Annotated in this window: 19 protein-coding genes; 13 read left to right on the forward strand and 6 right to left on the reverse strand. The window is 52.1% G+C overall.

Annotation, left to right across the window (positions count from 1 at the left end; all coding sequences use genetic code 11):
- Positions 1 to 1230: a TlpA disulfide reductase family protein gene (locus tag FW415_RS12620; protein ID WP_148385462.1), complete on the forward strand. Its 1230-nt coding sequence runs from the start codon at positions 1 to 3 to the stop codon at positions 1228 to 1230.
- 578 nt (positions 1231 to 1808) lie between these two features.
- On the forward strand, positions 1809 to 3071 hold the full coding sequence (locus tag FW415_RS12625; protein WP_148385464.1) for a serine hydrolase: 1263 nt from the start codon (positions 1809 to 1811) through the stop codon (positions 3069 to 3071).
- A 7-nt stretch (positions 3072 to 3078) separates the two neighbouring features.
- On the opposite strand, the gene dcd is transcribed toward FW415_RS12625, so the two are convergent.
- The gene (gene dcd, locus FW415_RS12630) at positions 3079 to 3615 is read right to left on the reverse strand and encodes a dCTP deaminase (RefSeq protein ID WP_148385467.1); all 537 of its coding nucleotides are present in this window, start codon (positions 3613 to 3615) and stop codon (positions 3079 to 3081) included.
- A gap of 69 nt (positions 3616 to 3684) precedes the next feature.
- On the opposite strand from dcd, the gene FW415_RS12635 reads away from it, so the two are divergent.
- The 10 genes from FW415_RS12635 (at position 3685) to FW415_RS12680 (ending at position 15536) form a co-directional block, all read left to right on the forward strand.
- Positions 3685 to 4320, forward strand: coding sequence for a 4'-phosphopantetheinyl transferase superfamily protein (locus FW415_RS12635; protein ID WP_148385469.1), 636 nt, complete (start codon positions 3685 to 3687; stop codon positions 4318 to 4320).
- A complete protein-coding gene (locus tag FW415_RS12640; RefSeq protein ID WP_148385471.1) occupies positions 4317 to 4823 on the forward strand; it encodes a shikimate kinase in 507 nt (168 codons plus the stop codon). Before FW415_RS12635 ends, FW415_RS12640 begins: the two co-directional genes overlap by 4 nt.
- Positions 4816 to 5205 (forward strand): DUF423 domain-containing protein, encoded by a 390-nt coding sequence (locus FW415_RS12645; protein WP_148385474.1) that lies wholly within the window; start codon positions 4816 to 4818, stop codon positions 5203 to 5205. Before FW415_RS12640 ends, FW415_RS12645 begins: the two co-directional genes overlap by 8 nt.
- Positions 5206 to 5289: 84 nt before the next feature.
- Positions 5290 to 5508, forward strand: coding sequence for a hypothetical protein (locus FW415_RS12650; RefSeq protein ID WP_148385476.1), 219 nt, complete (start codon positions 5290 to 5292; stop codon positions 5506 to 5508).
- A 43-nt stretch (positions 5509 to 5551) separates the two neighbouring features.
- The gene (locus FW415_RS12655) at positions 5552 to 8140 is read left to right on the forward strand and encodes a DNA translocase FtsK (protein ID WP_148385479.1); all 2589 of its coding nucleotides are present in this window, start codon (positions 5552 to 5554) and stop codon (positions 8138 to 8140) included.
- Between the two features lie 133 nt (positions 8141 to 8273).
- Complete coding sequence (locus FW415_RS12660) at positions 8274 to 8942, forward strand: outer membrane lipoprotein carrier protein LolA (RefSeq protein WP_168208798.1); 669 nt, start codon at positions 8274 to 8276, stop codon at positions 8940 to 8942.
- Between the two features lie 257 nt (positions 8943 to 9199).
- The gene (locus tag FW415_RS12665; protein ID WP_148385484.1) at positions 9200 to 13279 is read left to right on the forward strand and encodes a carbohydrate-binding protein; all 4080 of its coding nucleotides are present in this window, start codon (positions 9200 to 9202) and stop codon (positions 13277 to 13279) included.
- A gap of 157 nt (positions 13280 to 13436) precedes the next feature.
- Complete coding sequence (gene lpdA / locus FW415_RS12670; RefSeq protein ID WP_148385486.1) at positions 13437 to 14843, forward strand: dihydrolipoyl dehydrogenase; 1407 nt, start codon at positions 13437 to 13439, stop codon at positions 14841 to 14843.
- Positions 14844 to 14952: 109 nt separating this feature from the next.
- The gene (locus FW415_RS12675) at positions 14953 to 15222 is read left to right on the forward strand and encodes an AbrB/MazE/SpoVT family DNA-binding domain-containing protein (protein WP_148385489.1); all 270 of its coding nucleotides are present in this window, start codon (positions 14953 to 14955) and stop codon (positions 15220 to 15222) included.
- Entirely contained in the window at positions 15210 to 15536 is a 327-nt protein-coding gene (locus FW415_RS12680; RefSeq protein ID WP_210420877.1) for a type II toxin-antitoxin system PemK/MazF family toxin, read from the forward strand. The genes FW415_RS12675 and FW415_RS12680 overlap by 13 nt, the downstream gene beginning before the upstream one ends.
- 100 nt (positions 15537 to 15636) lie before the next feature.
- On the opposite strand, the gene FW415_RS12685 is transcribed toward FW415_RS12680, so the two are convergent.
- The 5 genes from FW415_RS12685 to FW415_RS12705 all read right to left on the reverse strand — a co-directional run bounded on the left by FW415_RS12685 (position 15637) and on the right by FW415_RS12705 (position 24312).
- On the reverse strand, positions 15637 to 17469 hold the full coding sequence (locus tag FW415_RS12685; RefSeq protein ID WP_148385494.1) for an alkaline phosphatase: 1833 nt from the start codon (positions 17467 to 17469) through the stop codon (positions 15637 to 15639).
- Between the two features lie 147 nt (positions 17470 to 17616).
- Entirely contained in the window at positions 17617 to 19218 is a 1602-nt protein-coding gene (locus FW415_RS12690) for a RagB/SusD family nutrient uptake outer membrane protein (protein WP_148385496.1), read from the reverse strand.
- A 75-nt stretch (positions 19219 to 19293) separates the two neighbouring features.
- Positions 19294 to 22677: a TonB-dependent receptor gene (locus FW415_RS12695; protein WP_246859022.1), complete on the reverse strand. Its 3384-nt coding sequence runs from the start codon at positions 22675 to 22677 to the stop codon at positions 19294 to 19296.
- Positions 22678 to 22718: 41 nt separating this feature from the next.
- Positions 22719 to 23684 (reverse strand): FecR family protein, encoded by a 966-nt coding sequence (locus FW415_RS12700; protein ID WP_148385498.1) that lies wholly within the window; start codon positions 23682 to 23684, stop codon positions 22719 to 22721.
- A gap of 46 nt (positions 23685 to 23730) precedes the next feature.
- Positions 23731 to 24312 carry an RNA polymerase sigma factor gene (locus FW415_RS12705; RefSeq protein ID WP_148385501.1) on the reverse strand — a complete coding sequence of 194 codons (582 nt, stop codon included), beginning with the start codon at positions 24310 to 24312 and terminating at the stop codon, positions 23731 to 23733.
- Positions 24313 to 24438: 126 nt separating this feature from the next.
- Between FW415_RS12705 and FW415_RS12710 the strand changes: the two genes are divergently transcribed.
- On the forward strand, positions 24439 to 26622 hold the full coding sequence (locus FW415_RS12710) for a S46 family peptidase (protein ID WP_148385503.1): 2184 nt from the start codon (positions 24439 to 24441) through the stop codon (positions 26620 to 26622).
- The last annotated feature ends 49 nt before the right edge of the window (positions 26623 to 26671 follow it).

The following is a 26671-nucleotide window of genomic DNA, read 5'->3' on the forward strand; positions in this document are numbered from 1 at the left end:
ATGAAGCAACTCCTGTTGATATTGATAGCCGGCCTCGCGGCATGCGGCACGGCCCCTTCACCAAAGTTCACAACCGGCGCCTGGCAGGGACATCTGCTGCGCGAAGATGGCGGCGACATCGTTTTCAACTTTGAAGTGTCTGACAGCAACGGGCAAAAAATAATACACATCATTAATGCCGGAGAACGGATGCTGGTAGATGATATCAGGGAGGAAGGCGATTCCGTGCTCATCCGCATGCCTTTTTTTGACTCCGAATTCAAAACCGCGCTGCAGGCAGACGGGAGCCTGGAAGGCCAATGGGTACGCCATCTGGCGGACAGGGATGTGAGCATCGTGTTCAAAGCCTATCCCGGTATGGAGGAGCGATTTAAAGTGAATAACGATGCCAGGTACAATATCAGCGGCCGCTGGCCGACATATTTTACGAAATCCGGAACAGCCGACAGCAGCTTTGCGATAGGGGAATTCAAGCAGAAAGGGAATATCGTGCACGGCACCTTCCTGACCACTACAGGCGATTACCGCTTTCTGCAGGGCGTTGTGGATGGTGATACGCTGAAACTCTCTACGTTTGACGGTTCTCATGCTTACCTGTTCACCGCCCTGATCAAAAACGATTCCACACTAACCGACGGTGTTTTTCTGCCGGGCATCACCAATATCTCGTATTTCACCGCAAAGAAAGACAGCAGCGCGCGCCTGCAGGATGCGACCGCACTGGCGGGCGTAAAAGAACCCGGGGCGGTGCTGGATTTCAGCTTTCCCGGTCTTGACGGGCAAAAGGTATCCATCAGGGACGAACGTTTCAAAAACAAGGCCGTGATCGTGCAACTGGCTGGCTCATGGTGCCCGAATTGCATGGATGAAACGGCATATCTGAGCGAATGGCACAAACAGCATAAAGACCGCGGTGTGGAGATCATCATGTTGTGCTACGAACGCACACCTGATTTTGAGCGGTCAAAAAAAGCGGTGCAAAGTTTTGTGAAACGCTTTGATGTGACCTTCCCGGTGTTGCTTACCGGCGTCACGCCATCCGATCCGGAGAAAACCGAAAAAACATTGCCGCAGCTGACCGGTATCAAAGGGTTTCCTACTACTATTTATGTAGACAAAGCGGGGAAGGTAAGGACTGTTCATACAGGGTTTAACGGGCCCGGCACCGGTGTGCATTTCGAAGAATACAAGCAGGAATTCAATAGGCTGATAGATGAGTTGTTGCAGTGATTTTTGTTGCATAACTTTTTAAAAAAGAGGAATGCGGTGATGCGTTTCTCTTTTTTTGTTTAAAAAAAGGGATTAAAACGATTGCAAAAAATCAATTCCGGTTGATTGATTTTTCGTGTTGTCATTTCATTTATATTTGAAAATGTGAAGTCGTTTTTCACAGATTGGAGATGGCTAACCCGATCAACGAATTTTAGCATTGCGATCTATTGCATTGGACATGATGAGCGCGATGTTATTGGCTGACAAAACAGTCAAGTTCTGTTTTATGAATGGAACTAAAAAAAAGACCATCCAGGTTTAAAGTTATCCTGGATGGTCTTACTCGAATAGTAAGTTTAGCTACAAAACTTAAGAATCTTTTTGATTTGTTTCATTAAGATTCAAAGGCCTGGGGGAAAACGACTCCTCCGGGTTCTTTCATAAAATTACGTCATTTTTTTAGAAATAATACACCCATTCTGACATAATTCCTTTCATTTTCTCCTTCCCTGACCCGGTATGGATTAACCTCCTTCATCAGCTCATTGTTTTGATTTATCCCTTTTACAGACTATTTTTCTGCGACAATCACGATTATGAAAAGTATCCATGTTCTTTTGCTGCTGGCTATACCGGTGTTGCCTGTACAGGCCCAGCAGCAGCTTAAGCCCGCTTCCGCTGTTTCCGCAGCGGGCTTTTCCGCCGAAAGGCTCCAGCGTATCGACAGCTTTTTCAATGCCGCGGTCAGAAATGGCTATGCACCCAATGCCGTCACATTTATTGCCCGTAACGGACAGATCGTACATCATAAGGCATTCGGCTTCAGCAATCTTGAAAAACGGATACCGGCCAAAACAACCGATATTTTCCGTATCGCATCGCAGACCAAACTCATTACCACCATCGCCATGATGATGCTGTATGAAGAAGGCCGCTTCTTTCTCGATGATCCCATTGCCAAATATTTACCGGAGTTTAAGGATGTGCAAGTGCTGGTGAGTTACGACAGGGCAACCGGGAAGATAGGCACCCGTCCGCCGAAAACCCCGCCTACCATCCGTCATCTTCTTTCACATTCGACCGGGATCGGATATGGTTCGCAGCTGGACAGTCAGCTGAACGGAGGTGCTATCCCCCATCTCAGTTCCCTGGAAGCGCTTACCACGGAAGAGATCGTAAAAAAGGTCGCCAGACGGCCGCTGGAACATGATCCCGGAGAGCGTTTCACCTACGGGTTTAATACAGATATCGCCGGGCGCATCGTGGAGGTACTGTCCGGAAAATCGCTGAACGACTTTTTCCGTGAAAGGATCTTTATGCCGCTGGGCATGCAGGACACGTACTTCTATCTGCCACCCGCCAAAGCCGGCCGGTTGGTGGAATTATATGCCAAACCCTCGATGGAAAGTCCCCTTACCCTGCATCCGGACGAGTCCAACCGCAGATTCCCCGTTGCCGGAAAGCAAACGCTGCATCTTGGAGGGGCCGGACTGGTCAGCACCGCAGCGGATTACGCGAAGATCTGCCAGCTGATCCTGAACGGAGGAACATTCAATGAGGTACGGTTGCTGTCCCGCAAAACCGTAGCGCTGATGACGCGCAACCAGATAGGGGAGAGCGAGGTATGGGACAGGCATGATAAATTCGGGCTGGGCTTGCAGATCATTACGGCTGCATCTGCTTATGGGGATCAGGCGAGCGTCGGTTCCCTCACCTGGGGCGGCGCTTATTGTTCCGAATATACGATAGACCCGGAAGAGAAACTGATCATGCTGGTGTTCACGAATGTATCGCCATACGCCTATTACGGGGAGTTTGTGCGCAAATTCAGGATACTGGCCTATCAGGCGTTGAAATAGTTGGAGATCAGAACTCGTTCTTCCACATCATGCTTTCCACAGGCTTCACTGTTCGCCCGTTGTATTTGGCGTTCCCTTTCTTGTTGTAGAGCGTTTCAATTTCGCCTTCCACTGCAAAGTAGATCAGCTGCCCGATGGGCATGCCGGCGTATATCCGTACGGGCTGGGCGCAGGATATCTCCAGCGTCCAGGTATTGCAGAAACCTACGTCTCCCTTTCCCGCGGTAGCGTGAATATCTATACCCAGGCGGCCGGTGCTGGATTTGCCTTCCAGGAACGGCACATGGGCGTGGGTCTCCGTGTATTCCAGCGTTACCCCGAGGTACAGGGTGTCCGGCTGCAGCACAAAACCCTCTTCGGGGATCTCGAAATGTTCGATCTCGTTATGTTTACGGGCATCCAGTACACGGTCCTTATACGTCGCCAGGTACTTTCCCAGGTGCACGTCATATGAGTTGGTGCCCAGGTATTTGCGGTCATAAGGACTGATCACGATGGTTCCTTTTTCAATTTCCTCCAGTATCCGTTTATCCGACAAGATCATGATTGTGTTTTGTTTAGGTTAGGCCAGTTGGGTATTTCCCGTTAAATTCGCGTTTAATGCGGCGAATTTATGCCTTTAATACGTACGATACAAATAGATCAGGATACGAAGCTCGGAGTGTGGAAAATTGGTGAAGAAGAAAGCTTTTTCAGGAAAGCGGTGTCTATAGAACCGGAAGTGCATCATCCCCATAAACGCCTTCAGCATTTTGCCGGAAGGTACCTGCTGGTGCAGCTGTTCCCGGAACTGCCGGTCAACGATATCCGCATTATGGACAGCCGGAAACCTTATATTCCCGGAAATCCTTACTATTTTTCCATCTCCCATTGCGGCGATTTCGCGGCTGCCATCGTCAGCAAAAGGGAAAATGTGGGTATAGACATTGAACAAGTGCAGCCCAAGATCGGCGCTGTGGCGCACAAGTTCCTCGCTCCGCGGGAGGCCGGCTTCCTGTCGCGGGACAACACATTGTACCACCAGACCGTCTGCTGGTCAGCCAAGGAAGCCGTGTACAAATGGTATGGAATGGGCGGGCTTGATTTCCGGGCCAATATGCAGCTCCAGGCATTTCCGTTCCATACCGCCGGCATGCTTACCTGCGATTTCCTGAAAGGGGAAACAATGGCCTGCCTGGATCTGCAGTACTTATTTGATAACGACCTATGCCTGGTTTGGGTAACAGGAGCTAAAACATCATTACATTGAAACTATTCCTACTCGGTTTTATGGGTGCCGGAAAATCCTATTGGGGCAAACAGCTGGCGGAACATTACCAGCTTCCCTATTTCGATCTGGATGAAGTGATCGTGGAACAGGAAGGTATGCCCGTGGCGGATATTTTTAACGAAAAAGGGGAAGAACATTTCCGCAAGCTGGAAGGAGAGGTATTGCGTGAATTGACCCTCTCCAACGACGCCTTTCTGATCTCCTGCGGCGGCGGTACGCCCTGCTTTTCCGATGCGATGGACTTTATGAATGCCCATGGCAAAACGGTTTGGCTGAACCCTTCCGTACCCGTTATTGTAGAACGGCTGCAGCGTAAACAATATAAACGCCCGTTGATACAGGACCTTTCCAGGGAGGATCTGCTGGCCTTTTCTGAAAAGAAGCTCGCGGAAAGACAGCCATTTTATGAGCAAAGTCAGGTTGTCATCAGTGATGATGAGGTAACTTTGGAAACATTCGATAAACTGATCAACAATGCATAAAACATTTCTCGTATGGGCGGCACTGTTAGGTGCGCTTGCGGTAGTGCTGGGCGCTTTCGGCGCGCATAAACTGAAAGAAATGGTACCGCCGGAGTCTGTCAGCACCTTTCAGACCGGGGTAACCTATCATTTTTATCATGTGTTCGCCCTCCTGGCTGTGGGGATATTATATGCGCATGTTCCTTCCACGCAACTGGTATGGGCCGGAAGGTTTTTCCTGCTCGGCATACTGCTCTTCTCCGGCTCCCTTTATATCATGGGCTGCCTGGATATGAGCGCGCACGTTGGTCTGCGCAAACTCGGTATTGTTACGCCTTTCGGCGGGCTCAGCTTCATTGCCGGGTGGATAATGCTGCTGCTGGGCATACTTAAAAAAGCCTGATAGCCGATACGGCATGATCCCCGACAATGCTACCCGAAGATCAAATGCCCCGTCTGGGCCATCAACGGCCCCAGGGACATACAGGTGATCAGCGATATCAATCTGAAAGGATGGGAGAATGGATTAAAACAGGCCGGCAACAACAAAATCACCACCCGTTCGTTTGAAGGGCTGAACCATCTCTTTCAGCCATGCAAGGCCTGTACTGTACCGGAATATGGCCAGCTGACAGAGACCATATCACCGGGAGTGCCTGACGTGATCACGGATTGGATGCAACAACAGACCGGTACCCGGAAATAAATTCCCCCGATTGCCCGGGCAATAGTTAATTTTGATGTCGAATATGGCAGGTAATAAACTGAAATCAGAGAAGAAAGAACCAAAAAAGAAAAGAGAGCAGGCGCCTAACCCTGATGTACTGAAGCCCGATAAAGAAGCGGAAGTGAAGGTGAAGGAACTGGTGAAAGACGAGCGCACCCATAAAGTACTTGGCGCGTTCTTTCTTTTACTGGCCCTTTATTGCTTTATTGCGTTCACTTCCTACCTGTTTACCTGGGAGGAGGATCAGGATAAGGTATTCCGTTATTCATCCGAAGTGCTGTTCATGCACGAGATAGAGGTGGATAACCTGCTGGGGCGCCTGGGGGCTTTCGTGTCCCACTGGTTTTTCTACAAAGGGTTTGGCGTGGCTTCGTACCTTTTTTGTTATTTCTTTTTCATTATCGGTATCAATTTCATTGTAGGCCGCCGGGTTTTCCGGGTGTGGCGCAATGTGAAATACATCCTTTTCGGCCTGTTGTTCATCAGCATGGCCTTCTCTTTTTTGTCCGGCAGCGCGGTGTTCCCCTGGGGCGGTGCTTTAGGGGATGCGCTCAATAAATGGACCAGCGGTTTCCTGGGTAAAACAGGCGCGGGCCTCCTGCTGTTTGTGGCCGGGCTGAGCTGGGTGATCTGGAAATTCAATGTAGATTTCAAATGGCCTGAACGCAAACCCAAAGCGCCGGAACCGGAGCCTTTCGATGGTTTGGGCGAACCGGATGAAGAAGAGGATGAGGCCGCCGCTCCATTTGCGACCGCTGCTTCGGCGAAGAATAATGCCCTCAAAGGCGATGGCGGCAACATCACCGTGATTCCCCCCACCGAGGAGGAAGAATATGACATGGGATTGCAACTGGTGGAAAAGGAAGAGCCCGAATCGGTCATTACCTATATTCCTCCTGCACCTGAACCGGAGATACTGACCGCTGAAGAAGCGCCTGAACCAGAACCCGAACCAGAACCCGACCCTGAACCAGCACCTGCTCCGCCACCAAGAAAAAAACCTTCCGTTGCGGAGGAAGTAGCTTTTGAGATAAAGCCTTCGCATGAAGACCCGGCGGATGATGAAATAGAAGAGATCGTACCGGTAAGGGAATCGGTAACGGTAGACCCCTATGAGCCTACGCTGGACCTGCGGGACTACAAATACCCGGCGCTGGACCTCCTGGAGAACCACGGATCGGACAAGATCGTGCAGGATGCCTCCGAGCTGGAAAAGAACAAGAACCAGATCATCGACACACTCAAGAACTACGATATTTCCATTCAGAAGATCAGCGCCACTGTGGGGCCCACCGTGACCCTCTACGAGATCGTTCCGGCAGCGGGCGTCCGCATCTCTAGGATCAAGAACCTGGAAGATGATATTGCGCTGAGCCTCTCCGCACTGGGTATCCGCATCATTGCCCCGATCCCCGGCCGCGGTACCATCGGTATTGAAGTGCCGAATGTGAAGAAAACGATCGTTTCCCTGCGCAACATGCTGGCATCGGATAAGTTCCAGCATAGCCAGATGGACCTGCCCATTGCCATCGGCAAAAAGATCGATAACGAGAATTTCATCGCGGACCTCGCCAAAATGCCCCACCTGCTGATGGCGGGGGCCACCGGCCAGGGTAAGTCCGTGGGCATCAACACGCTGCTGGTATCGCTGCTGTACAAAAAACATCCTTCGCAGCTGAAATTTGTGCTGGTGGACCCGAAGAAAGTGGAGCTTTCGCTGTACAAACTCATTGAAAAGCATTTCCTGGCCAAGCTGCCGGGAGAAGAGGACGCTATCATCACCGATACCAAAAAGGTGGTGCATACCCTCAACGCTCTCTGCATTGAAATGGACCTGCGGTACGACCTGCTGAAAGAGGCCGGTACCCGGAACATCCGTGAATACAACGGCAAATTCACCCAACGCCGCCTGAATCCGCTAAAAGGGCATCGCTACCTGCCGTTCATCGTGCTGGTGATAGATGAGTTTGCGGACCTGATCATGACCGCGGGCAAGGAAGTGGAAATGCCGATTGCGCGCCTTGCACAGCTGGCCCGTGCGGTGGGCATCCACCTGATCATCGCCACCCAGCGCCCCTCCGTGAATATCATCACCGGTACCATCAAGGCGAACTTTCCCGCACGTATTGCCTTTAAAGTGTCGTCTAAAATAGATTCCCGCACCATTCTGGACATCGGCGGCGCCGAACAGCTGATCGGGCAGGGAGACATGCTGATCTCCTTCAACGGTGAGCTGGTGCGCCTGCAGTGCGCCTTTGTGGATACGCCGGAAGTGGAAAACGTGGCCGAATTCATCGGCGAACAACGCGGATATCCGGAAGCTTTCCTGCTGCCGGAATATGTGGATGAAAAAGAGCTGGAAGGGAAGGATTTCAGCCTGGCGGACCGGGACCCGCTGTTCGAAGAGGCGGCCAGGGTGATCGTACAGAACCAGCAAGGCTCCACATCACTGCTCCAGCGGCGGATGAAACTGGGCTATAACAGGGCCGGAAGGCTGATGGACCAATTGGAGGCTGCCGGTATCGTAGGGCCGAACATGGGTAGTAAAGCCCGCGATGTGATCGTGAAAACAGAATCGGACCTTGAGGAAATTCTTAACAGTATGTTATAATTTGCGGGAATGAACAGCAATGGCTTTCACTTTTGCCGGAAAAACATCAATTTTGCAAATCTTTAACAGGAGGGCTTAAACGTATCGGCATAACATTTGTCTTACATCCGGCAACAATATTAAAATTATGAGCATGAAGAAAACAGTACTTACAGGATTGATCATGTGCGGAATGGTAATCGGCAGCACAGCCCAGACGACAGGATCGCTGGGACAGAGCGACCCGAAAGCCAAAGCAGTGCTGGACAACGTGAGCAAAAAGTTCAAGTCCCTCAAGTCTGTGATCGCCAATTTCATACTGAAGATAGAAGGCGCCAATAACAGCGTATCCGATTCCCGGAAAGGCGCGGTATATGTAAAAGGCCCGAAATACAAAGTGATCATGGGCGAACAGGAGATTATCAGCGATAACAAGACTTCCTGGACCTACGCCAAAGATGTTAACGAGGTGACCATCAGCAATGTAGATCACAGCAACAGCAGCATGACCCCTGCCAAGATCTTCACCAATTTCTACGATAAAGACTTTCTCTACCGCCTCACCGGCGAAACCCGCGAGAAAGGAAAAGTGCTGCAAAACATTGAATTGACGCCGACCGACAAATCGAAAACCTTCTTCAAGGTGCTGGTGGATGTGGACAAAAAGACACAGACCCTGGCGCGGATGAAGGTATTCGAGAAGAATGGCAATAAATATACATACGAGATCAGCAGCTTTACGCCGAATGGCGCTGTCACCGACGCTACTTTCACTTTCGATCCGGCTAAATATCCCGGTGTGGAAGTGGTAGATCTCCGGTAATCGCCTTTTATTAAAACTGTTTATTTTCCCCTTCGGGCGTGGTGATTGCCGCTGAAGGGGAATTTTTATGCCCGTAACCCATCTGAAAACACTTGCTGAATAAGAAAAAATGTGTATTTTCTCCTCCTGAAATCCTGTTCCTTAACCTTCGTTTCCCCGTTATGAACCCATGATCAATATGTTCACATCCCTATTTTTTTTGCCGCCATTGCGCCGGGAACGGGTTCGCCATGTTTGCCATCTAAACGTTCCACGATATGAAAAAGATCACTATTCTGTTATGCTTGACTATCCTGCACTGGAATAGCAAGCTCTCTGCCCAGCTACGGCTGATCGATGACATGGAGGGCAATGGCCCTGGTTCAGGACAATGGATTTACAATGCCGGCCCGAATGCGACGGGCTCAGTTGTGTTCAACGAACCTAACCCGGCCCCCTCTGTAGTGAACCCAAGCACACATGTTGCCAAATTCACGAAAGACACCACCTGCTCTCCCTACATGGCGGCGGCTTGCACGCTGGGGACGCCGTTTGACCTGTCGGGCGGCAGCACCTTCAAAATGCTCGTGTACAGCAACGTACTGGAGAAGGTGCTGTTCAAGCTGCAACCGGCCAATGATTACACGCAGGCTGTGTTCCTGACCTATCAGATCCAGCAGGTCAATCAATGGGAGGAAGCGGTATTCACTTTTAGCGGCGTGAGCAGCCGGACGGATCTTGACCGTATCGCCATCCAGTTCATAGATGGCGAGCAGGCAAACGGGATATTATATTTCGACCTGATCATGGCGCCCGATCCAACGGGCATCAGGCTGACAAAAATGAATATTCCCATGGGTGAGGAAGACGGGAAGGTAATTGCCGTAACCTTGAATGGTGACGCCTTCAAGCCAACCCTCAATCCTGCCAACTGGACCATCTCCGGCCTTCCTCCCGGTGTTTCGGTCGGCAACATCCTCCGGGTAAGCGATACTACGGTGAACATCGTTTTAAGCGGCAACTCGGCTGTCAACTATTCCAGGACGGAGCTTACACTCACGGTTGATGGAGATGAACTGGTGAATGCCGGTATTCCCGCATACAACGCAACAGGAAGCGTGGTCTTTGACGGTAATCCCGACTGGACGTTGATATATAACGATGAATTTGATACGGACGGTTTGCCGGACCCATCCAAATGGACGGTTGACCCCCGGCCAAAAGGATGGATCAATAGTGAACAGCAGGTGTACACGGATGCCACGCATGATAATGCAGTCGTTCGGGATGGCAACCTGGTGATCACGGGAAAAAAGGATTATCCAAACGGCAACCCCAATGAACCCTGGTCTTCCGCCCGGGTGATCTCCCAGGGCAAAATGGACTTCCTGTACGGCAAAGTGGAAATGCGGGCGAAATTGCCGCGAGCGCGGGGATCATGGCCTGCTTTCTGGCTGATGCCAACGGTCAGTACCTACGGCAACTGGCCAAAAAGCGGAGAGATAGATATTCTTGAGCATGTGGGCAATACTTTTGGTAAGGCCATGTGCGCTGTTCATACCGAGAACAAGAACTGGACGAACGGGGGCAATCTCGGCGGCAACGAGATGCTGCCTGACCTTGACACAGTGTACCATGTGTACGGCCTGGAGTGGTCGCCGGATTCCCTCCGGTTCACCCATGACGGCAACGGGTTCTACACCTACGTAAATCCCGGGACGGACTGGCGGGACTGGCCTTTCGACAAACCGTTCTATATCATACTGAATATTGCCATCGGCGGGGGACTGGGCGGCAACATCGTGGACGCTGATTGGCCGGATAGCATGCGGGTAGATTATGTGCGCGTCTACCAGAAAGGTTTGGGTACTCCTGTACTGGATTCGGTGGAGGTTACCCCTGCCGGCATATCGGTGCTGGCCGGAGCAACACAACAGTTCACAGCAACAATACGGGATCAGAACGGGCATGTCATGAATGGTATTACGCCGGTATGGAGCATCACAGGCAGTGGCAATACCATCAGCGCTTCCGGCCTTGCCACTATCAACAGCACCGGCACAGTCACCGCAACGGCTGTACATGACAGCATCACCTTGTCCGGCACAACCAATGTGCTGGTGAGGGCTACCAATTACAAGCCGGTACCGGCGAGGATAGAGGCGGAAGATTTTGACAATTCCAATGCCTGCTGCTCCGAAACAACGGCAGATACCAGTGGCGGGCTTAACATGAGCCATATCAGCAATGAGACCTGGTTTGAATATGATATTGACGTGCCTGACTGCCAGGCCTACCGCATCAGGTTCAGAATAGCGGCCAATTCGCTCGCGGGGCTGACCGTAACAACGGACACAACGGAGCTGACAACCGTGCAACTGCCCGCCAGCGGTGGATGGCAACAGTGGACAACCGTTACCTCCGCGCCCATTGTATTGGACGAGGGGCAAAAAACGATCCGGGTAAGGTCAAATACCGGCGGCTGGAATTTCAACTGGCTGGAGATTGTTCCGGCATCAGCGCACCAGGCGGAAAGTATGGTCATAAAGCCTGATAGTGCAGTGATCTTTGCCGGCCAGTCTGTACAATTCAACGCATGGGGATATGATGCAGACAGCAACTACCTGATGCTTTCTCCCGCTCCCGCCTGGGCTGTGTCCGGCACCGGCAGCCAGATCACTGCTGACGGGCTTCTGCAGACCGATTCAGCAGGCATGTACACCATTACGGCAACTTCAGGTGCATTGACAGGAACCGCTTTTGCCGAAGTGAGAGGCGTTCCGGAGTTTTCCAGGATGGAGATATTGCCTGACACGGTAATTGTACCTGTGCATGCTTCCCAGCAATTTTCGGTAAAAGGATATGATCAGTATGACACGCAGGTGCCTATAACAGACACGGTATCCTGGTCGGTTACCGGCAGCGGCAATACGATCAGTCCGGATGGCGTGCTGACCGCGGGGAATACGCCGGGGATATTCGCTGTAACGGCCACAGCAGGCGCTGTCAGCGACACGCTGGCCGTGGAGCTGGGTTATACCTGCTCCGTGAACCATCAATATGAAGCAGAATCCGCATCTTCCCGGGCCGCAGGCCCTTACCTGGAAGCTACGGACGATGTGGGAGGAGGACAGCATTTTGCGGGCATCACCGCGGGGAAATGGTTTGCGTACAACAACCTGAAAGTACCGTCGCCCGGAAGGTACAATATCCGGCTGCGGGTATCCACCACAGCGCCAGCCCAGATAAAGATCGGCCACGGCGCATTCACTTTCGGGATCATTAATGTGCCCTCCACCAATGGCGAATGGCAAACCATTTCAGACACGCTGACACTTCCGGCTTTGTCCTATACCGGTATTCATGCCGTATCGGGCACTTTCCTGTTCAACTGGTTCACGATTGACAATTGCGCGGAAGAACCCGAACCGCTGGCCAGGATCGAGCTGACTCCGGATATCGTGCATCTCGGCGCGGGTGACTGGTACCAGTTCAGCGCGGCCGGTTATACTGCAGGTGACCAGCCGGCTTCTCTGCCGCCGCTGACATGGTCTGTGACCGGCACCGGCAATACAATTGATTCCACCGGGTTGTTGACGGCCAATGCAGTGCCTGGGCTGTACGAGGTAACTGCCGCCGCTGCCGGGCTTGCCGACACGGCACTGCTGTATATTTATGATTGCTCCGTAAACACAAAATACGAGGCAGAGAGTTTTTCTGCCCGGCATTCCGGCCCATCGCTGGAAAGCTGTACTGATATAGGCGGCGGGCAAAACTTTACTGGGCTTGCAACCGGGCACTATTTCGCCTATAACACATTGAATATTCCAACCGCAGGTTTATACCGGATCAGCTTCCGCGTATCCTCCACAGCGCCGGCCCAGGTAAAGGTGGGCCACAGCAGTTTCAATTTCGGTATCAAGACCATCCCCGCTACGGGCGGCCAATGGCAAACCATTACGGATACGATCACCTTGCCGGCGATGAGCTATACAGGCATACATGTAGTGTCCGGAACGTTCAAATTCAACTGGTTCAGTATCGACAATTGCGGAACCGGGTCCGGGCAGGGAGAGAATCTGTTGTCTGCAGCGGGCAGGGATAAGGAGCAAGGACAGGCGTTAAAAACGATCGTGTACCCGAATCCCTCCGGCGGCAACATCGGGATCACTTTCGCTGGCGATGTTTACAAGGTGATAAAAGTGTACGATACCCACGGTAAACTGATCACCGTGTGGAACATCATGCCGGGTGAAACCAGTATCAGCAGAAACATCAGCGCTTTCGCCAACGGGATGTACATTCTCTCGCTGGAAGGAACAGGTAAAAAAGAAACCCTGCGTCTTGTCAAGCAGTAAACAATAGTTTTGTTACCAGGGTGCCGGTATGGATGCTGCCGGCACCCTTTTTATGTAGCCTGCTATCTCCCGGCACTGTCATCTATACAGCCGCACCTTGTTAAACTTTACTTTTTTTTGCTACATTTGCCAAGTTTTATTATAAAAATCTAGCAATATGGCATACGACGTAATCGTAATTGGTAGTGGCCCCGGTGGATACGTGGCGGCTATCCGGGCTTCTCAACTGGGATTTAAAACAGCTGTGGTGGAAAGAGAGAGTTTGGGCGGCATCTGTTTGAACTGGGGGTGTATCCCGACCAAGGCATTGTTGAAATCAGCGCAGGTAATGGAATATATACAACATTCCAAAGATTACGGCGTAACCGTAGGCGATGCCAAAGCGGATTTTCCCGCTGTGATCAAGCGTAGCCGCGGTGCTGCAGATAAAATGAGCAAAGGCGTTCAGTTCCTCATGAAGAAGAACAAGATCGATGTGATCATGGGGAATGCAAAGCTCAAAGCAAAAGGACAGGTAGAAGTGACCGATAAAGACGGCAAAACTGCCGTACATGAGGCAAAACATATCATTCTCGCCACCGGCGCCCGCGCCCGTGAGCTGCCGAACCTGAAGTTCGATGGCAAAACTGTGATCGGCTACCGCGAAGCAATGAACCTGCCCACGCAGCCTAAAAGCATGATCGTGGTAGGTTCCGGAGCCATCGGCGTTGAATTTGCGTATTTCTACGCCAGCATGGGCACAAAAGTGACCATCGTTGAGTTCATGCCGCGCATCGTTCCGGTGGAAGATGAAGATATCTCGAAAGAACTGGAAAAGATCTACAAGAAGAAAGGCATCGAAGTAATGACCAACGCCAGCGTGGAAGCCGTAGAAGCAACCAAGTCCGGCGTAAAGGCCAAAGTGAAGACCGCCACCGGTGAAATTTCCCTGGAAGCGGATGTGGTACTGAGCGCCGTAGGCATCACCGCCAACATCGAAAACATCGGCCTGGAAACCCTCGGCGTGAAAACCGACAAAGGCAAGGTGCTGGTGGACCAGTATTACCAGACCAATGTATCCGGCGTTTATGCGATCGGAGACATCGTTCCCGGTCAGGCCCTCGCACACGTAGCCTCCAAGGAAGCCATCATTTGCGTGGAAGCCTTCGCTTACAACGAGAAAAAATACAACCACAAACCCACACCCATTAACTATAACAACGTACCGGGCTGTACCTACTGCTCACCCGAGATCGCTTCTGTTGGTTATACCGAGAAGCAGGCCAAGGACGCCGGTTACGAAATTAAAGTGGGCAAATTCCCCTTCTCCGCTTCCGGCAAGGCAGTTGGCGCAGGGGCTACAGAAGGCTTCGTAAAAGTGATCTTCGATGCCAAATACGGCGAATGGCTGGGTACGCACATGATCGGCATGAACGTGACCGAAGCCATTGTGCAGACCGTAACCGCCCGTACGCTGGAAACTACTTACCAGGAAGTGCTCAACAGCATCCATCCGCACCCGACCATGAGTGAAGCTGTGAAAGATGCGATCGAAGTGGCTTATGGCGAGGCGATACACCTGTAATCAGAACGGATTTTAATATGGAGAGGCTATTCCTGCGGGGGTAGCCTTTTTTTGTTTTGGGAATAAAAAGATTAGATGTAAATTTGTAATTACAAAATAATTACTTTTTATGCATACCAAGCTAATCCATATAGGTAATTCCATGGGAATTCGTATCCCTAAAAACCTCATCAGGCAATTTAACCTTGATAAAGGAGAGATAGAATTGACCATAGAGAAAGACGGAATACTGATAAAACCTGAAAAGTCTGTTCCCCGCAGAGAGGAATGGGATATGCTTTTTTCAAAAGCAATAGCGGCCGGAGAGAAACCGGAGAATGATGTGTTTGAAGGCCTGCAGAACAGCACTGATAAAAATGAATGGGAATGGCAGCAATAAAGCGGTTTGAAGTCTGGTTGATTGAAATGGATCCCGCAAAAGGCAGCGAAATAAAGAAAACAAGGCCTTGCCTGGTCGTATCTCCGGATCCCGTGAATAAATATTTGAATACCGTAACCGTTGTTCCAATGACAACAACGATGCGGAGTTACCCGACTCGTGTGAATTGTATCTTTAAAAAGACGGAAGGCCAATTGATGGTGGATCAGATAAGAGGTGTGGACAAATCCAGGCTGAAGAAAAAAATGGGGGTGATGGACGAAGAATATTGCAAGGCGGTGTGCGATGTTATTGTTGAAGCCTACAAGTGGTGATTGGTAACCGTTTTTTTCATCTTCACCCGTCATCCTCAAAAAAACAGTTATTCGAAATAATCGAATAACTGCCTGATAGAAAAACATATCCCTTCACTCCCTACCGCCCCGTCATCAACCGCACAATCCTGTCAAATATCCCCGTATTCTCATACATCCCCATAAACTCCGCTGCCCCCGGTCCATAAGCAAAAACCGGCACCATAATATCCGTATGATCATCCGAGCTGAAATGCCCGCGTACAAAACCCTTGCGGTAAGAAGCGTCCTGAATGCTAAGCCCCCCGGTCTCATGATCCGCCGTAACGATCACCAGTGTTTCCCCGTCATGGTCCGCAAAGCGAAGCGCGTCACCCACCAGCCGGTCGAAATCATGCAATTCCGTGATCACATACGGAAGATCGTTGGCATGGCCGCCATAATCGATCTGCGCACCTTCCGCCATGATGAAAAAGCCTTTTTTGTTCGCGGACAATATACGGACCGTGGTTTTCAGCGAAGCCTGCAACATTGCACCGCGGCCGTTTTTAACGGGACGGCAAACGGAATCATGCAGCAGCACCAGTTGTTTGCCGCTCATTGCCCAATTATAGGTTTCCAGGTCCTGGGTATAGACAAACCCTTTACGTTGCAATTTCTCCATCAGGCCGGCATCCGGGTTGGCGATGAAACTTTTCCGGTTACTGCCGATCAGTATATCAATGTTACTGTTTTCCAGGTCGGCCGCAATCTTGAAGCTGGATGAACGCTCCGGTTGATGCGCATAAAAAGCCGCGGGTGTGGCATCCGTTACATCGCCGCTGCTGATGATGCCGCTTTTGATGCCGTATGCAGCCAGTGTGTCCGGGATGGAGGTTACCGGGTTGCCGGCAGTATCTACACCTACATAGCGGTTATTGGTCTTTTTACCGCTGGCCATGGCCGTGCCGCCGGCAGCGGAATCGGTGATGTCCGAGTTCACGGCTTCCGTGCGGGAAAGCCCGATGTGCCGGAACATGCCCAGATGCAGCATGCCGCCATTAGCCGTCAGCGCCGCCTGTATCTGCGCCAGGCCCATACCGTCGCCGATCAGCAGGATGATATTTTTTACCCGCTTTTTAGCCCCGTCCGTTGCGTAAGTGGGTTGATAGATGTTGTAAGTGGCCGGACTGCTGTATTGCAGCCTTTCGCGGCCTGCATAGAAGCTGTGCAGGTCTTCCGGATGATCCGTCCCGATCCAGTCCACGCCCAGTTTCTCGAGTTCAGACCAGGTGTTGGGATTGTCTTTCGTTCCCCAGAAGCGGAACGGTTTGCCGTTATCATGTGCGCGCTGCACCACGGCGGCCAGTTTTTTCGCATCTTCCGGTGTGGGTGTTCCTTTGCCGTTCCAGACGGAATAGTTGTGCAGGTTGTCGCTGATCATAGCGATCCGCTCCAGCTGTGCTGCATTGTATTTCGTGGCCGGGCGGCCATCATAAAAAATGTAAGCCGGGTAGTCCGCAAACTTTTCCGGCGGCGGTACATTCCCGCTGAGCACAATACGCACGGCATGAGGGTTCCGTGCGGGGTCGAAATCCTGTAAATAGGGTTGCAGTTCCTTTACCAGCACGGGGATCACGTCTTTATAGCTTTCCTTGATATCGATCAGCAGCTGCAGTTTCCGTGCGGTGTCCGGCCGCTCTTTCCTGACTGTAGCAATTGGCTTCAGATAGAGACTTTCCAGGCGCTTTGCCGTAGGCAGTTCCTCTGTTTCATGGGCAACGAGCAGTTCCCCGTTTCGCAGGAACACATCCGCTTCTATAGAGCCCATACCGGCATGGTAGGCCAGCAGAAAAGGGATGTTTTGCCGGTAGTCGTTATGGCTGTGGCCATTCGCGGCGTTATAGGCCCGCTGCTGCGCAGAAGCGGATAAGCCGGTCAGGAAAGGCAGTAACAGGAAGAGCAAATACTTCATTTCAGTAAAGGTTAGCAGAGAATGTATAAAAATAGTAAACAGGATTCACGAATGAAAAGGGCTGTCTTCCCTATCCGGAGACAGCCCTTTTTGAGATCATGATCCGGAAGGCCTGTTTTTTCAGGAGTATCCGGCAAATGCGGTGATCTAGTTCCAGCCCGGCGTTTGATTATATTTCCCGTTGCTGCGGGAGATCTCATCCGGGTTGATCGGCCATGCCATATGGCGGGCGGGATCGAAGCTGCGCCGCGGCCAGATCTCCTTGATGGTATAGGGAGAAGCAGGATCGGTGGAGTTGGAGTGGCTCCGTCCGTGCAGGGGGGCATTGATCTTGTCGTAATCACCCCAGCGTTTCAGGTCCTGCAGGCGGTCGGTCCATTCGCAGCCCAGTTCTACCCGGCGTTCGTGCTTCAGATCTTCCAGCGTAGGCACACCAATGTTTCCCAGTCCCGCGCGGTTCCTGATCTCGTTCAGCGGAGCGGTGGCTTCACCGGCCCTGTTGAGGTTGATCAGCGCTTCGGCTTTGAAGAGCAGGATCTCCGCGTAACGGATCAGCGGAAGGTTCAGGCGGGTAGTGGGATAGTCGCCATTCGGATTGATATTCGGATTGCTGCCCGCATCTTCATCACTGCCATAGCTGTACGGTTCCATGTATTTATTGATCTGGAAACCGGAGAGGCTGTTGGTGGAGAAGTAAGAGCGTTCCACGCCGAAGTAGGTGAACTTGTCGTTGAATTTGAGAATGGTCACTTCACGGCGCGGGTCATTGGCCTCATATTCCTGGTACAGCTCTTCGGTGGGCTGGAAGTATCCCCAGCCATTGTAAATGCCCCAGCCTTTGTTTTCCAGGATAACGCCCGGGAACTCTGAACCGCCTTGCACACCGGAAGTAACGGACCAGATGTATTCCGGGCCCCAGTTCTGTGCGATGGTGAATACGGCGCGGTAGTTCTGCTCACCGCTGCCCATACCGGTAACGAGCCCGCGGTTGCCCTCATCCCTGATCTTGTCGCACAAAGCAGGCACCGGTTCCCATTTGGTCTGATCGTAATCCGCCCAATAAGCATATGCTTTCACCATGTAGGCCCAGGCGGCTGCTTTGTGTGCCCTGCCTCGGTTTGCAGCGTCATAGGTTTCAAAGAAAGGCAGCAGTTCTGCAGCTTTCTCCAGGTCCTGGACGATCTGTGCATAGTTGTCTTTTACAGATGCCAGCTGCGGCGGAATGCGGTCGCCATAACCTTCAAACTCCGGCCCGTCGAAAGGTACGCCCTGGTCTTCATGCCCCCAGATATACGCGATCCAGAAATGCGCAAAGCCTCTCATGAAATAGGCTTCCCCGAGTGTGCGGTCACGAACGGATTCGGAAACATTCACAGCATTGGGAATACCTTCGATGATCTGGTTGGATTTATTGATCAGCCAGTACAGATCGTTCCATGCAGTGGTCAGATAACCTTCGCGGCCGGAGGGAATGAAGTTCTTGATATTCTCCGCTTCCGCTTTTACGCGACCTACAACGAGGTCATCGCTCGCTACCTGTATCCAGAAGAGGTCACGGCCCCAGGTGGATTCGTAGCGCATGGGAACATACAGGCTGGCTGCAGCCTTTTCGAGATCTTCATCGCTTTGCCAGAAAAAAGCGGTAGTAGGTTCGCCGTTGGGTTTGGTATCCACCCAATCCTTTGTGCAGGCGCTCAGGCCTGTCAGCAGCAGTGTCAGCGATATAATATGATAAAGTGTCTTTTTCATCCGTTTAAGTTTTTTTGCTTGATCAGATCGGATGGCACATCCGGCTACCGGATGCGCCATGATGCTGTTGGTTTATCAGAGGTTCAGTTTAACACCTACGGAAAATATGCGCGACAGCGGGAATTGACCGCCATCCAGGCCTATACCGCCTACCTCGGGGTCCATGCCGGTGTATTTGGTGAAGGTGAGCAGGTTGTCAGCGCTCACGTACACACGGAGACCGGAGTTCCAGGACATTTTAGGGAAAGTGTACCCGATCAGCAGGTTCTTGAGCCGGAGGTAATTGCCGTCTTCAAGATACCAGTCGGACACTGTCTGGAAGTTTTTATTCGGGTCGTTGGCAGAAATGCGCGGGATGTCCGAGCTGGTGTTTTCCGGAGACCAGGCATCCAGTATTTTATCCCAGCGGTTGTATCCCTGTTCGGAACCGTTGAGGGTGGATTGCTTGAAGGCATGGAAGATCTTCACGCCGCCTACGCCCTGGAAGAACATGCTGAGATCGAAATTTTTCCAGGTGAGGTTAGCGGTGAACCCGTAGGTGAAATTCGGGAAAGCGCTGCCCATGAATACCCGGTCCGCATCATTGATCTGGCCGTCATTGTTCTCATCGATGAACTTCAGGTCACCTGCTTTTGCATTCGGCTGTATGCGTGTGCCGTCTTTTGAATAGGCAGCCGCTTCTGCGTCTGACTGGAAGATGCCATCGCTACGGATCAGCCAGTAGGAATAATAAGGCTGATCAACTACGGAGCGGTAAGGATTCAATACGCCTCTCCAGGCATCGCCGTGCGACCAGAAGGAGTTGGCATTGTCATCGATATAAGCTACCCTGTTCTTCAGCGTGGCGATATTGCCGCCGATCTCGTATTGCAGCATGCCCACCTGGTCCCGCCAGCTGGCGGCTACTTCAAAACCGGTGTTGCGGATCTCGCCCTGGTTGATGAGCGGTGCGCCGAAACCGAAAGTATTGGGCCAGTCGGTATCCTGTAATTTGATGAGATCGTAAGTGAGTTTATCAAAGTAATCGGCGGTAATGCTCAGCCTTTCGTTCATCAGGCTGATATCCAGACCGATATCCGATTGCCTGGATGTTTCCCAGCTGAGATTGGGATTGTAGAGGCTGTTCATGTACAGCGCGTTGGACCGCGGCGATGTTTCTCCCACCTGGAAGTTATGGTTGGAGCTGAGTTTCGGATAACCGTAGTACAGGCCAACGGAACCGATGTTCCCGATACGTCCCCAGCTGGCGCGGAACTTGATCAGGTCTACCCCCTTCACATTGAAGAAAGGTTCGGAGCTGAGCTTCCATGCTGCGGTGATGCCGGGGAAACCTTTCACCCGGTTGTCTGCCGCCAGGCGGCCGGCGATATCATAACGGTAGCTGCCGGTAACGAAGTAACGGTCTGCCCAGCTATAGGAGATCCTTCCGACGTAAGACAGGTTGCGGTCTTCCCACTGATTGTCCGTCGGGCGGTTCTGATCGAAGATGCTGGCATTGATGAAAAACCTTGACCAGTCTGCTTCGTTCTCGATGCCTTTCGCAGCGGCACTGAAGGAACGTGCGCCGTTTTCCTGCGCCGTCACGGATGCCATGGCGCCGATATTATGTTTGCCGAAGATGCGGTTGTAAGTGGCCGTGTTCTCCCATATCCAGCTATACTCCCGGTTGGTGGAGTAGGAAAGCGTGTTCTGGTTGTTCGGCTTGCCCGGCTCGGTCCTGCGCGGTTCAAAGTTTTTCCACAGCGAACTGTTATTGCGGTAAGCAAAACGGGTGAGGAAGCTGAGGCCTTTGAATATCTCGGACACAGACAGCTCTGTTACGGACTGGAGGTCGTTGCCTTTATTGAAAGGCCTGTTCCGCAGCAGGGTAGCCACGGGATTGATAGCATCCCCGTGTATGCCCAGGTAGCTGGATTCGCGGGGGCCTACGCCGCCGAATGATCCATCTTCATAATACGGCGTGGCGGAACGCGGCATGTAGATCGCAGAGAGAATGCTGCCGCTGTACCCGCTGGATGTTTCCGTACCGCGGTTATCGTTATTGTTCCAGAACAGTTCCTGGCGGAGTTTGATGTTGTGACTGAATTCGTAGAAGGCGTTGAGGCGGAGTGAAAGGTTTTTGTTGTAGGTATTGATAAGGGTGCCTTCTTCGTTTTCATACCGGGCCTGCAGGAGGGTGGAGAATTTGTCCGTTCCCGCGTTCACGCTAACGGTGTGCCGCTGAACGATGCCGGTGCGGAATATCTCATCCACCCAGTCCGTCCGGGTAACCTGGGCGTAGGGGTTCAGGGAAGCATCCCAGCCGCTGAGCGGAGTGAGGCCGGCATTGGTATAGGCGAGGTTGGAAACCTTTGCTTCATCTTCTGCGCGCAGGGATTGCGGCAGCCTCCAGGCATTCTTGATGCCGGTAAAGCCGGTATATTCAACACCTGGTGCCCCTTTTCTGGCCTGGCGCGTAGTGATGAGGATAACACCCGCGGAGCCGGAGAAAGCGCCGTAAATGGCCGCGGAAGCCGCATCTTTCAGTATGGTGATGGACTCTACGTCAGCGGGATTGTAGGGAGCATTGGGAACACCATCTACCACATACAGTACGCTTTCCGTTGCCCTTGAGCCTACGCCGCGGATCGTTACCTTGGGTGTGCTGTTGGGGTGACCGCCGTTGTTCACCACGGTTACGCCGGCTACCTTGCCCTGTATCATGGCAGGCACATTCAGCACAGGGCGGCTCCGGATCTGCTCCATATCAGGTACCACAGAAACCGCAGCGGAAAGGTCCGATTTCTTGGCAGTACCGTAACCGAGCACCACTATTTCGTTAAGTGACTGGCGGCTGTTGGCCAGCACTACGTCCATTTCGCCTGACTTTTCAACCGGCAGTTCCCGGTTCTCGAAGCCCACAGAGCTGAAGCGCAACACATCGCCTTCGCTGACAGTGATCTCGTATTGGCCGTTGGCATCGGTTATCGCTCTTTTCTCAGTGCCTTTTACCCATACGGTAACACCCGGAACGGCTTCGCCGTCTGAAGTGGCCACGCGGCCTTTCACCTTGCGGTCTTTAGACTGGACCGGGGTGCTCGCAGCGCTTTCTGCTGCCTTGCGAAAAAGTATGGAAGTATTGCTGATGTTGAACTCGATGCCGGCTTTTGTGCGCAGCAGGTTCAGGGCTTCTCCCAGGGTAATATTGTCCGCCTGGTAGTCGTTCACCATGATCTTGTCGAAATCGCCGGTGATGAAGCTGAAGGAATAGCGGCTTTGTTTGTCAAGCGCGTCCAGTACGCTGGAAAGAGACGCTTTGCTGATGCTCAGTTTTACACGTTCATTCAGGGTAGTCTGCTGGCTGAAACCGGAGGCAGACAGCATGAGCAGGCCCATGAACAGGCAGAGGCGCAACAATGTGGGAACAGCCGTCCGTTGCCGGTGGGCATGCTGTTCCGGTTTGGTAAATGTTTTCTTCATGATGTGTTGTTTTTACAGGGATACTCCAGGAGCCCTGCGTATTAATAAATAGTTACCAGCTTGCCGGAAATCCTGAACCGTTTGTGATTCATGTAGCACAGGTTGCCAAGCATTTTTTCAAAACTCTGCGGGGGGAAGGCCACCGTGATATTTTTCTCTATATCTTTTTTATTCACCCAGCGCACGCTGTAGCCGTTCTTTTCGCAGAGGCGCACCATGGCGTCATGTACAGAGAGGCCGGAGGCTGTAAATCCTCCTTCCTTCCAGGTGGTAGCCAGTTTCATATCTTCTTTCGCAATCAGCATGCGGCTGCCTTCTGGATCATACCTGGCGGCATAACCGGGTTCCAGGATGGTCTTTACCGCACTGTCCGTCCTGGCCAATACCTGCACTTTTCCGCTCAGCAGGGATACCCGGCTCATTTTTTCACCGGGATAGGCTTCCACGCTGAAGGCGGTTCCCAGCACCCTGATCGTCAGGTCCCGGGTATGAATAATGAAAGGCCGGCGGCTGTCTTTATGCACTTCAAAGAATCCTTCCCCTGTCAGCGCGATGTGCCGTTCCTGCGTTAGCGGATCTTCTTCCCAGCGTAGGGAGGCATTGGCGTTCAGCCATACTTCGGAACTGTCAGGCAGGATGACCTTTTTGATCGTTCCTGAGCCGTTTTGCACGAGCATGGCGTTGTTTTCGGATTGTGGCGGCGGTGTGCGGCGGGAATACATCCAGGCAAAGGCCAGCCCCGCTGTTAAAACAACGGAAGCGGCCAGCATGCGTTTCACGGCTGGGGGGAATAGCCGGAAAGTTTTGGGCTGCGGCAGGCTGCTGCGGAAACCGGCCAGGAAGGCTTCCCGCTTTGCGGCAGTCTCTTCGGGAGACAGGCCTTCCGTTTGCCCGTTGCCCAGGCTTTCATACCATTCGTCCAGCAAAGCCAGTTCCTCGGGCGTGCATTTGCCGGCATGAAATTTTTCCAATAGGGCTTTGGCCCCGGGGTATTTTTGTGATTCCATCTACAAAAGAATACCCGGTGCCGCAAAAATGTTAACTCAGCCTGGATTAAGGAATTGTAAACAAAATGAGGGCTGACATTAAACGGGCTGCCAGAGCAGGGTTGGCGTGGATGTAGGATTTCACCTGTTGCAGCGCCCGGGCATACAGCACCCGCGCGGAAGCGGGTTCAATATTAAGTAGTTGCGCGATTTTGCGGTAGGAATACTGGTGGCGGGTCCGCAGCAGGAAAAGCTGCCGCTGGGAGGGCGAGAGGGTTTCCAGCGCCTCATCCAGGAAAGATTCCCGGAGGGCCTGCATATCTTCCCGTACGAAAACCACTTCCAGCGTCTCCTGCAGCATATGCTCCAGGGCCTTGAGATGGGCCTGGTAACGGCTGGTGGTGCGATAATAATTGTAGATACGCAGTTTCAGGGAGTGCAGCAGGTAATATTCCAGGGTTTCGTCTTTGGGGGCCTCTTCCCATTTTTCCCATAAAGAAAGAAAAACGTCCTGCACAACGTCCGGAGCATCATCAGGGTTGGTTTTGGCCGTGGCAATGCCCAGCAACTTGTCCCAGTACCGGATCACCGATGCTTCGAAGGCGGCCTGCCGCTGTGTATGAGAAAACTGACCTTGATGCGATGTCATATCGGAAGTATCTTCAGCAAATGTAAAGGGTTAATATTAAATGAGCATTAAGAGTTGCCGGAAACACACCTTGTTAACATCTGTTATTTCCCTAAATTGCCGCTTTGATCCACTAAAAACAATCTTATGAGGCGACATCTGGCCGGGTACCTGCTCTTACCGGTACTCTTTTTTGTGCATCTTGCCGCAAATGCCACGGAAGGCATGTGGCTGCCCCATCTGCTGACCAACCTGAATGAAAAGGAAATGAAAGGCATGGGCATGAAGATCGGCGCATCCGATATCTACAATGTTAATAAAGGCAGCCTGAAAGATGCCATCGTAAGCTTCGGCGGCTTCTGCACAGGCGAGATCATTTCTTCACAGGGACTGCTGCTCACCAATCATCACTGCGGTTACGGCTCCATTCAGAAACATTCTTCCGTTCAGCGGAATTATCTGGACAATGGTTTCTGGGCCCGTAACCGGGCGGAGGAGCTTCCCAATGAAGGGCTGTTTGCCACCTTTATCGTGAGGATAGAAGATGTCACAAAGCAGGCTTTGCAGGGTGTTACAACGCAGATGAACGAAGAACAGCGGGCTTCCCTTATCGGCAAGAACCTTGGCGCTGTTCGCAGCAATATCAAAAAAGAGACTTACCAGGATGTAGTGATCAAGCCTTTTTTTGAAGGCAACCAGTACTTTCTGTTCGTTACGGAAACCTATAAAGATATCCGGCTGGTAGGCGCTCCGCCTTCTTCCATCGGGAAGTTCGGCGCGGATACGGACAACTGGGTGTGGCCGCGGCATACCGGCGATTTTTCGATCTTCCGCATCTATGCGGGGAAAGACAATAAACCGGCGGAATATTCGCCGGACAATGTGCCGCTGAGCCCCAAACATTTTCTTCCTGTTTCGCTGGATGGTGTTGCGGAGAATGATTTTACGATGGTATTCGGTTTCTCGGGCCGTACCAGCGAATACCTGCCTTCCGAAGCGCTGAAGCTCACCGTGGAAGGGCAGGACCCCGCCAAAGTGGCCATGCGCGATGCGGCATTGAAAGTGATCGACGGGTTCATGCGTAAAGATGAGCAGATCAAGATACAATATGCTTCCAAATTCGCCGGCACGGCCAATGCCTGGAAGAAATGGATCGGGGAGATGCAGGGGGTGCGTGCTACCGGCGGTATTCAGCGGAAGCTGAAATATGAGGAGCGTTTCCGCCAGCTGGCCAGCCCCGCGCAGCGCAATGTGCTGGATTCGCTGAACATCCTCTACAAACAGTCCGCTCCTTTTGCGGTAGCCCGCGATCACTATATCGAACTGACCCGCAACGTAGAGATGCTGAACTTTGCCAATGATGCGGTAACTATGCTGCAGGAGACGCGTGTTAAAGGCGAAAGCCACTACGATGAGTTGCGGGAGCAGTTCCTCGCCAAAATGAAATCGCTGTACAGCAATTACAATAATGATGTGGACCGGGAGGTGGCTGCCGCCTTGCTGGATATCTATTTTTCAGAAGTGCCGTCCCGTATGATCGGCGGAGAAGGATACCAGGTGTGGATGGAAACGAATAAGGACGGGAAGGCCACTGCAGCCCGGATGTACAGCCAGTCCGCTTTCACGGCTTACGAAAAACTGGCGGCCTTTTTTGCTCAGCCCTTCAATACCGTGTCTGAAGCGGTATGGAAAGACCCCGCCACCCGCCTGCTCATCGGCCTGCGCAATGGCTTTATCGATAACGTCGGGGAGCCGTATGACGCCCTTCAGCCGGACATCGCCAGGCTGCAGCGTGCTTACATGCAGGCGCAGATGGACGTGCTGAAAGGCCGCCGTTTTTATCCCGATGCCAACAGCACGCTGCGCATCACCTACGGTAAAGTGAACGGCTATGTTCCGCGGGATGCTGTGGAATATGGCATTTCCACCACGCTGGATGGTGTGATGGAAAAATACAAACCCGGCGATTATGAGTTCGATGTGCCCGAAAAGCTGCGCAGCCTCTGGGAGCAAAAGGACTATGGCCCATACGGAGAGAAAGGAAAGATGCCGGTATGCTTCATCGCGTCCAATCATACCACCGGCGGGAATTCCGGCAGCCCGGCACTGGATGCATACGGCAATCTCATTGGTCTGAATTTCGACCGTACCTGGGAAGGTACCATGAGCGATATCAATTACGATGCGTCTATCTGCAGAAATATTATGGTGGACATCCGGTATGTGCTGTTCATTATCGACAAGTTTGCCGGAGCAAAGCATCTGGTGGACGAAATGAAGCTGGTGCATCCGAAAAAGAAAACCGTAGTGCCTGCGCGGAAAGCGGCATAAACATAAAATGGGGCGCATTCGTTTGGAAGCGCCCCATTTTAAATATTTT

It is taken from the genome of Chitinophaga sp. XS-30, assembly GCF_008086345.1.
Classification (GTDB): Bacteria; Bacteroidota; Bacteroidia; order Chitinophagales; family Chitinophagaceae; genus Chitinophaga.

Coding starts and splice junctions, on each gene's coding strand:
- FW415_RS12705 (WP_148385501.1), bottom strand. CDS start 24,312: ATGACATCGCATCAAGGTCAGTTTTCTCATACACAGCGGCAGGCCGCC.
- FW415_RS12625 (WP_148385464.1), top strand. CDS start 1,809: ATGAAAAGTATCCATGTTCTTTTGCTGCTGGCTATACCGGTGTTGCCT.
- FW415_RS12680 (WP_210420877.1), top strand. CDS start 15,210: ATGGCAGCAATAAAGCGGTTTGAAGTCTGGTTGATTGAAATGGATCCC.
- FW415_RS12655 (WP_148385479.1), top strand. CDS start 5,552: ATGGCAGGTAATAAACTGAAATCAGAGAAGAAAGAACCAAAAAAGAAA.
- FW415_RS12645 (WP_148385474.1), top strand. CDS start 4,816: ATGCATAAAACATTTCTCGTATGGGCGGCACTGTTAGGTGCGCTTGCG.
- FW415_RS12685 (WP_148385494.1), bottom strand. CDS start 17,469: ATGAAGTATTTGCTCTTCCTGTTACTGCCTTTCCTGACCGGCTTATCC.
- FW415_RS12690 (WP_148385496.1), bottom strand. CDS start 19,218: ATGAAAAAGACACTTTATCATATTATATCGCTGACACTGCTGCTGACA.
- FW415_RS12675 (WP_148385489.1), top strand. CDS start 14,953: ATGCATACCAAGCTAATCCATATAGGTAATTCCATGGGAATTCGTATC.
- FW415_RS12695 (WP_246859022.1), bottom strand. CDS start 22,677: ATGAAGAAAACATTTACCAAACCGGAACAGCATGCCCACCGGCAACGG.
- FW415_RS12665 (WP_148385484.1), top strand. CDS start 9,200: ATGAAAAAGATCACTATTCTGTTATGCTTGACTATCCTGCACTGGAAT.
- lpdA (WP_148385486.1), top strand. CDS start 13,437: ATGGCATACGACGTAATCGTAATTGGTAGTGGCCCCGGTGGATACGTG.
- FW415_RS12710 (WP_148385503.1), top strand. CDS start 24,439: ATGAGGCGACATCTGGCCGGGTACCTGCTCTTACCGGTACTCTTTTTT.
- dcd (WP_148385467.1), bottom strand. CDS start 3,615: ATGATCTTGTCGGATAAACGGATACTGGAGGAAATTGAAAAAGGAACC.
- FW415_RS12620 (WP_148385462.1), top strand. CDS start 1: ATGAAGCAACTCCTGTTGATATTGATAGCCGGCCTCGCGGCATGCGGC.
- FW415_RS12635 (WP_148385469.1), top strand. CDS start 3,685: ATGCCTTTAATACGTACGATACAAATAGATCAGGATACGAAGCTCGGA.
- FW415_RS12700 (WP_148385498.1), bottom strand. CDS start 23,684: ATGGAATCACAAAAATACCCCGGGGCCAAAGCCCTATTGGAAAAATTT.
- FW415_RS12660 (WP_168208798.1), top strand. CDS start 8,274: ATGAAGAAAACAGTACTTACAGGATTGATCATGTGCGGAATGGTAATC.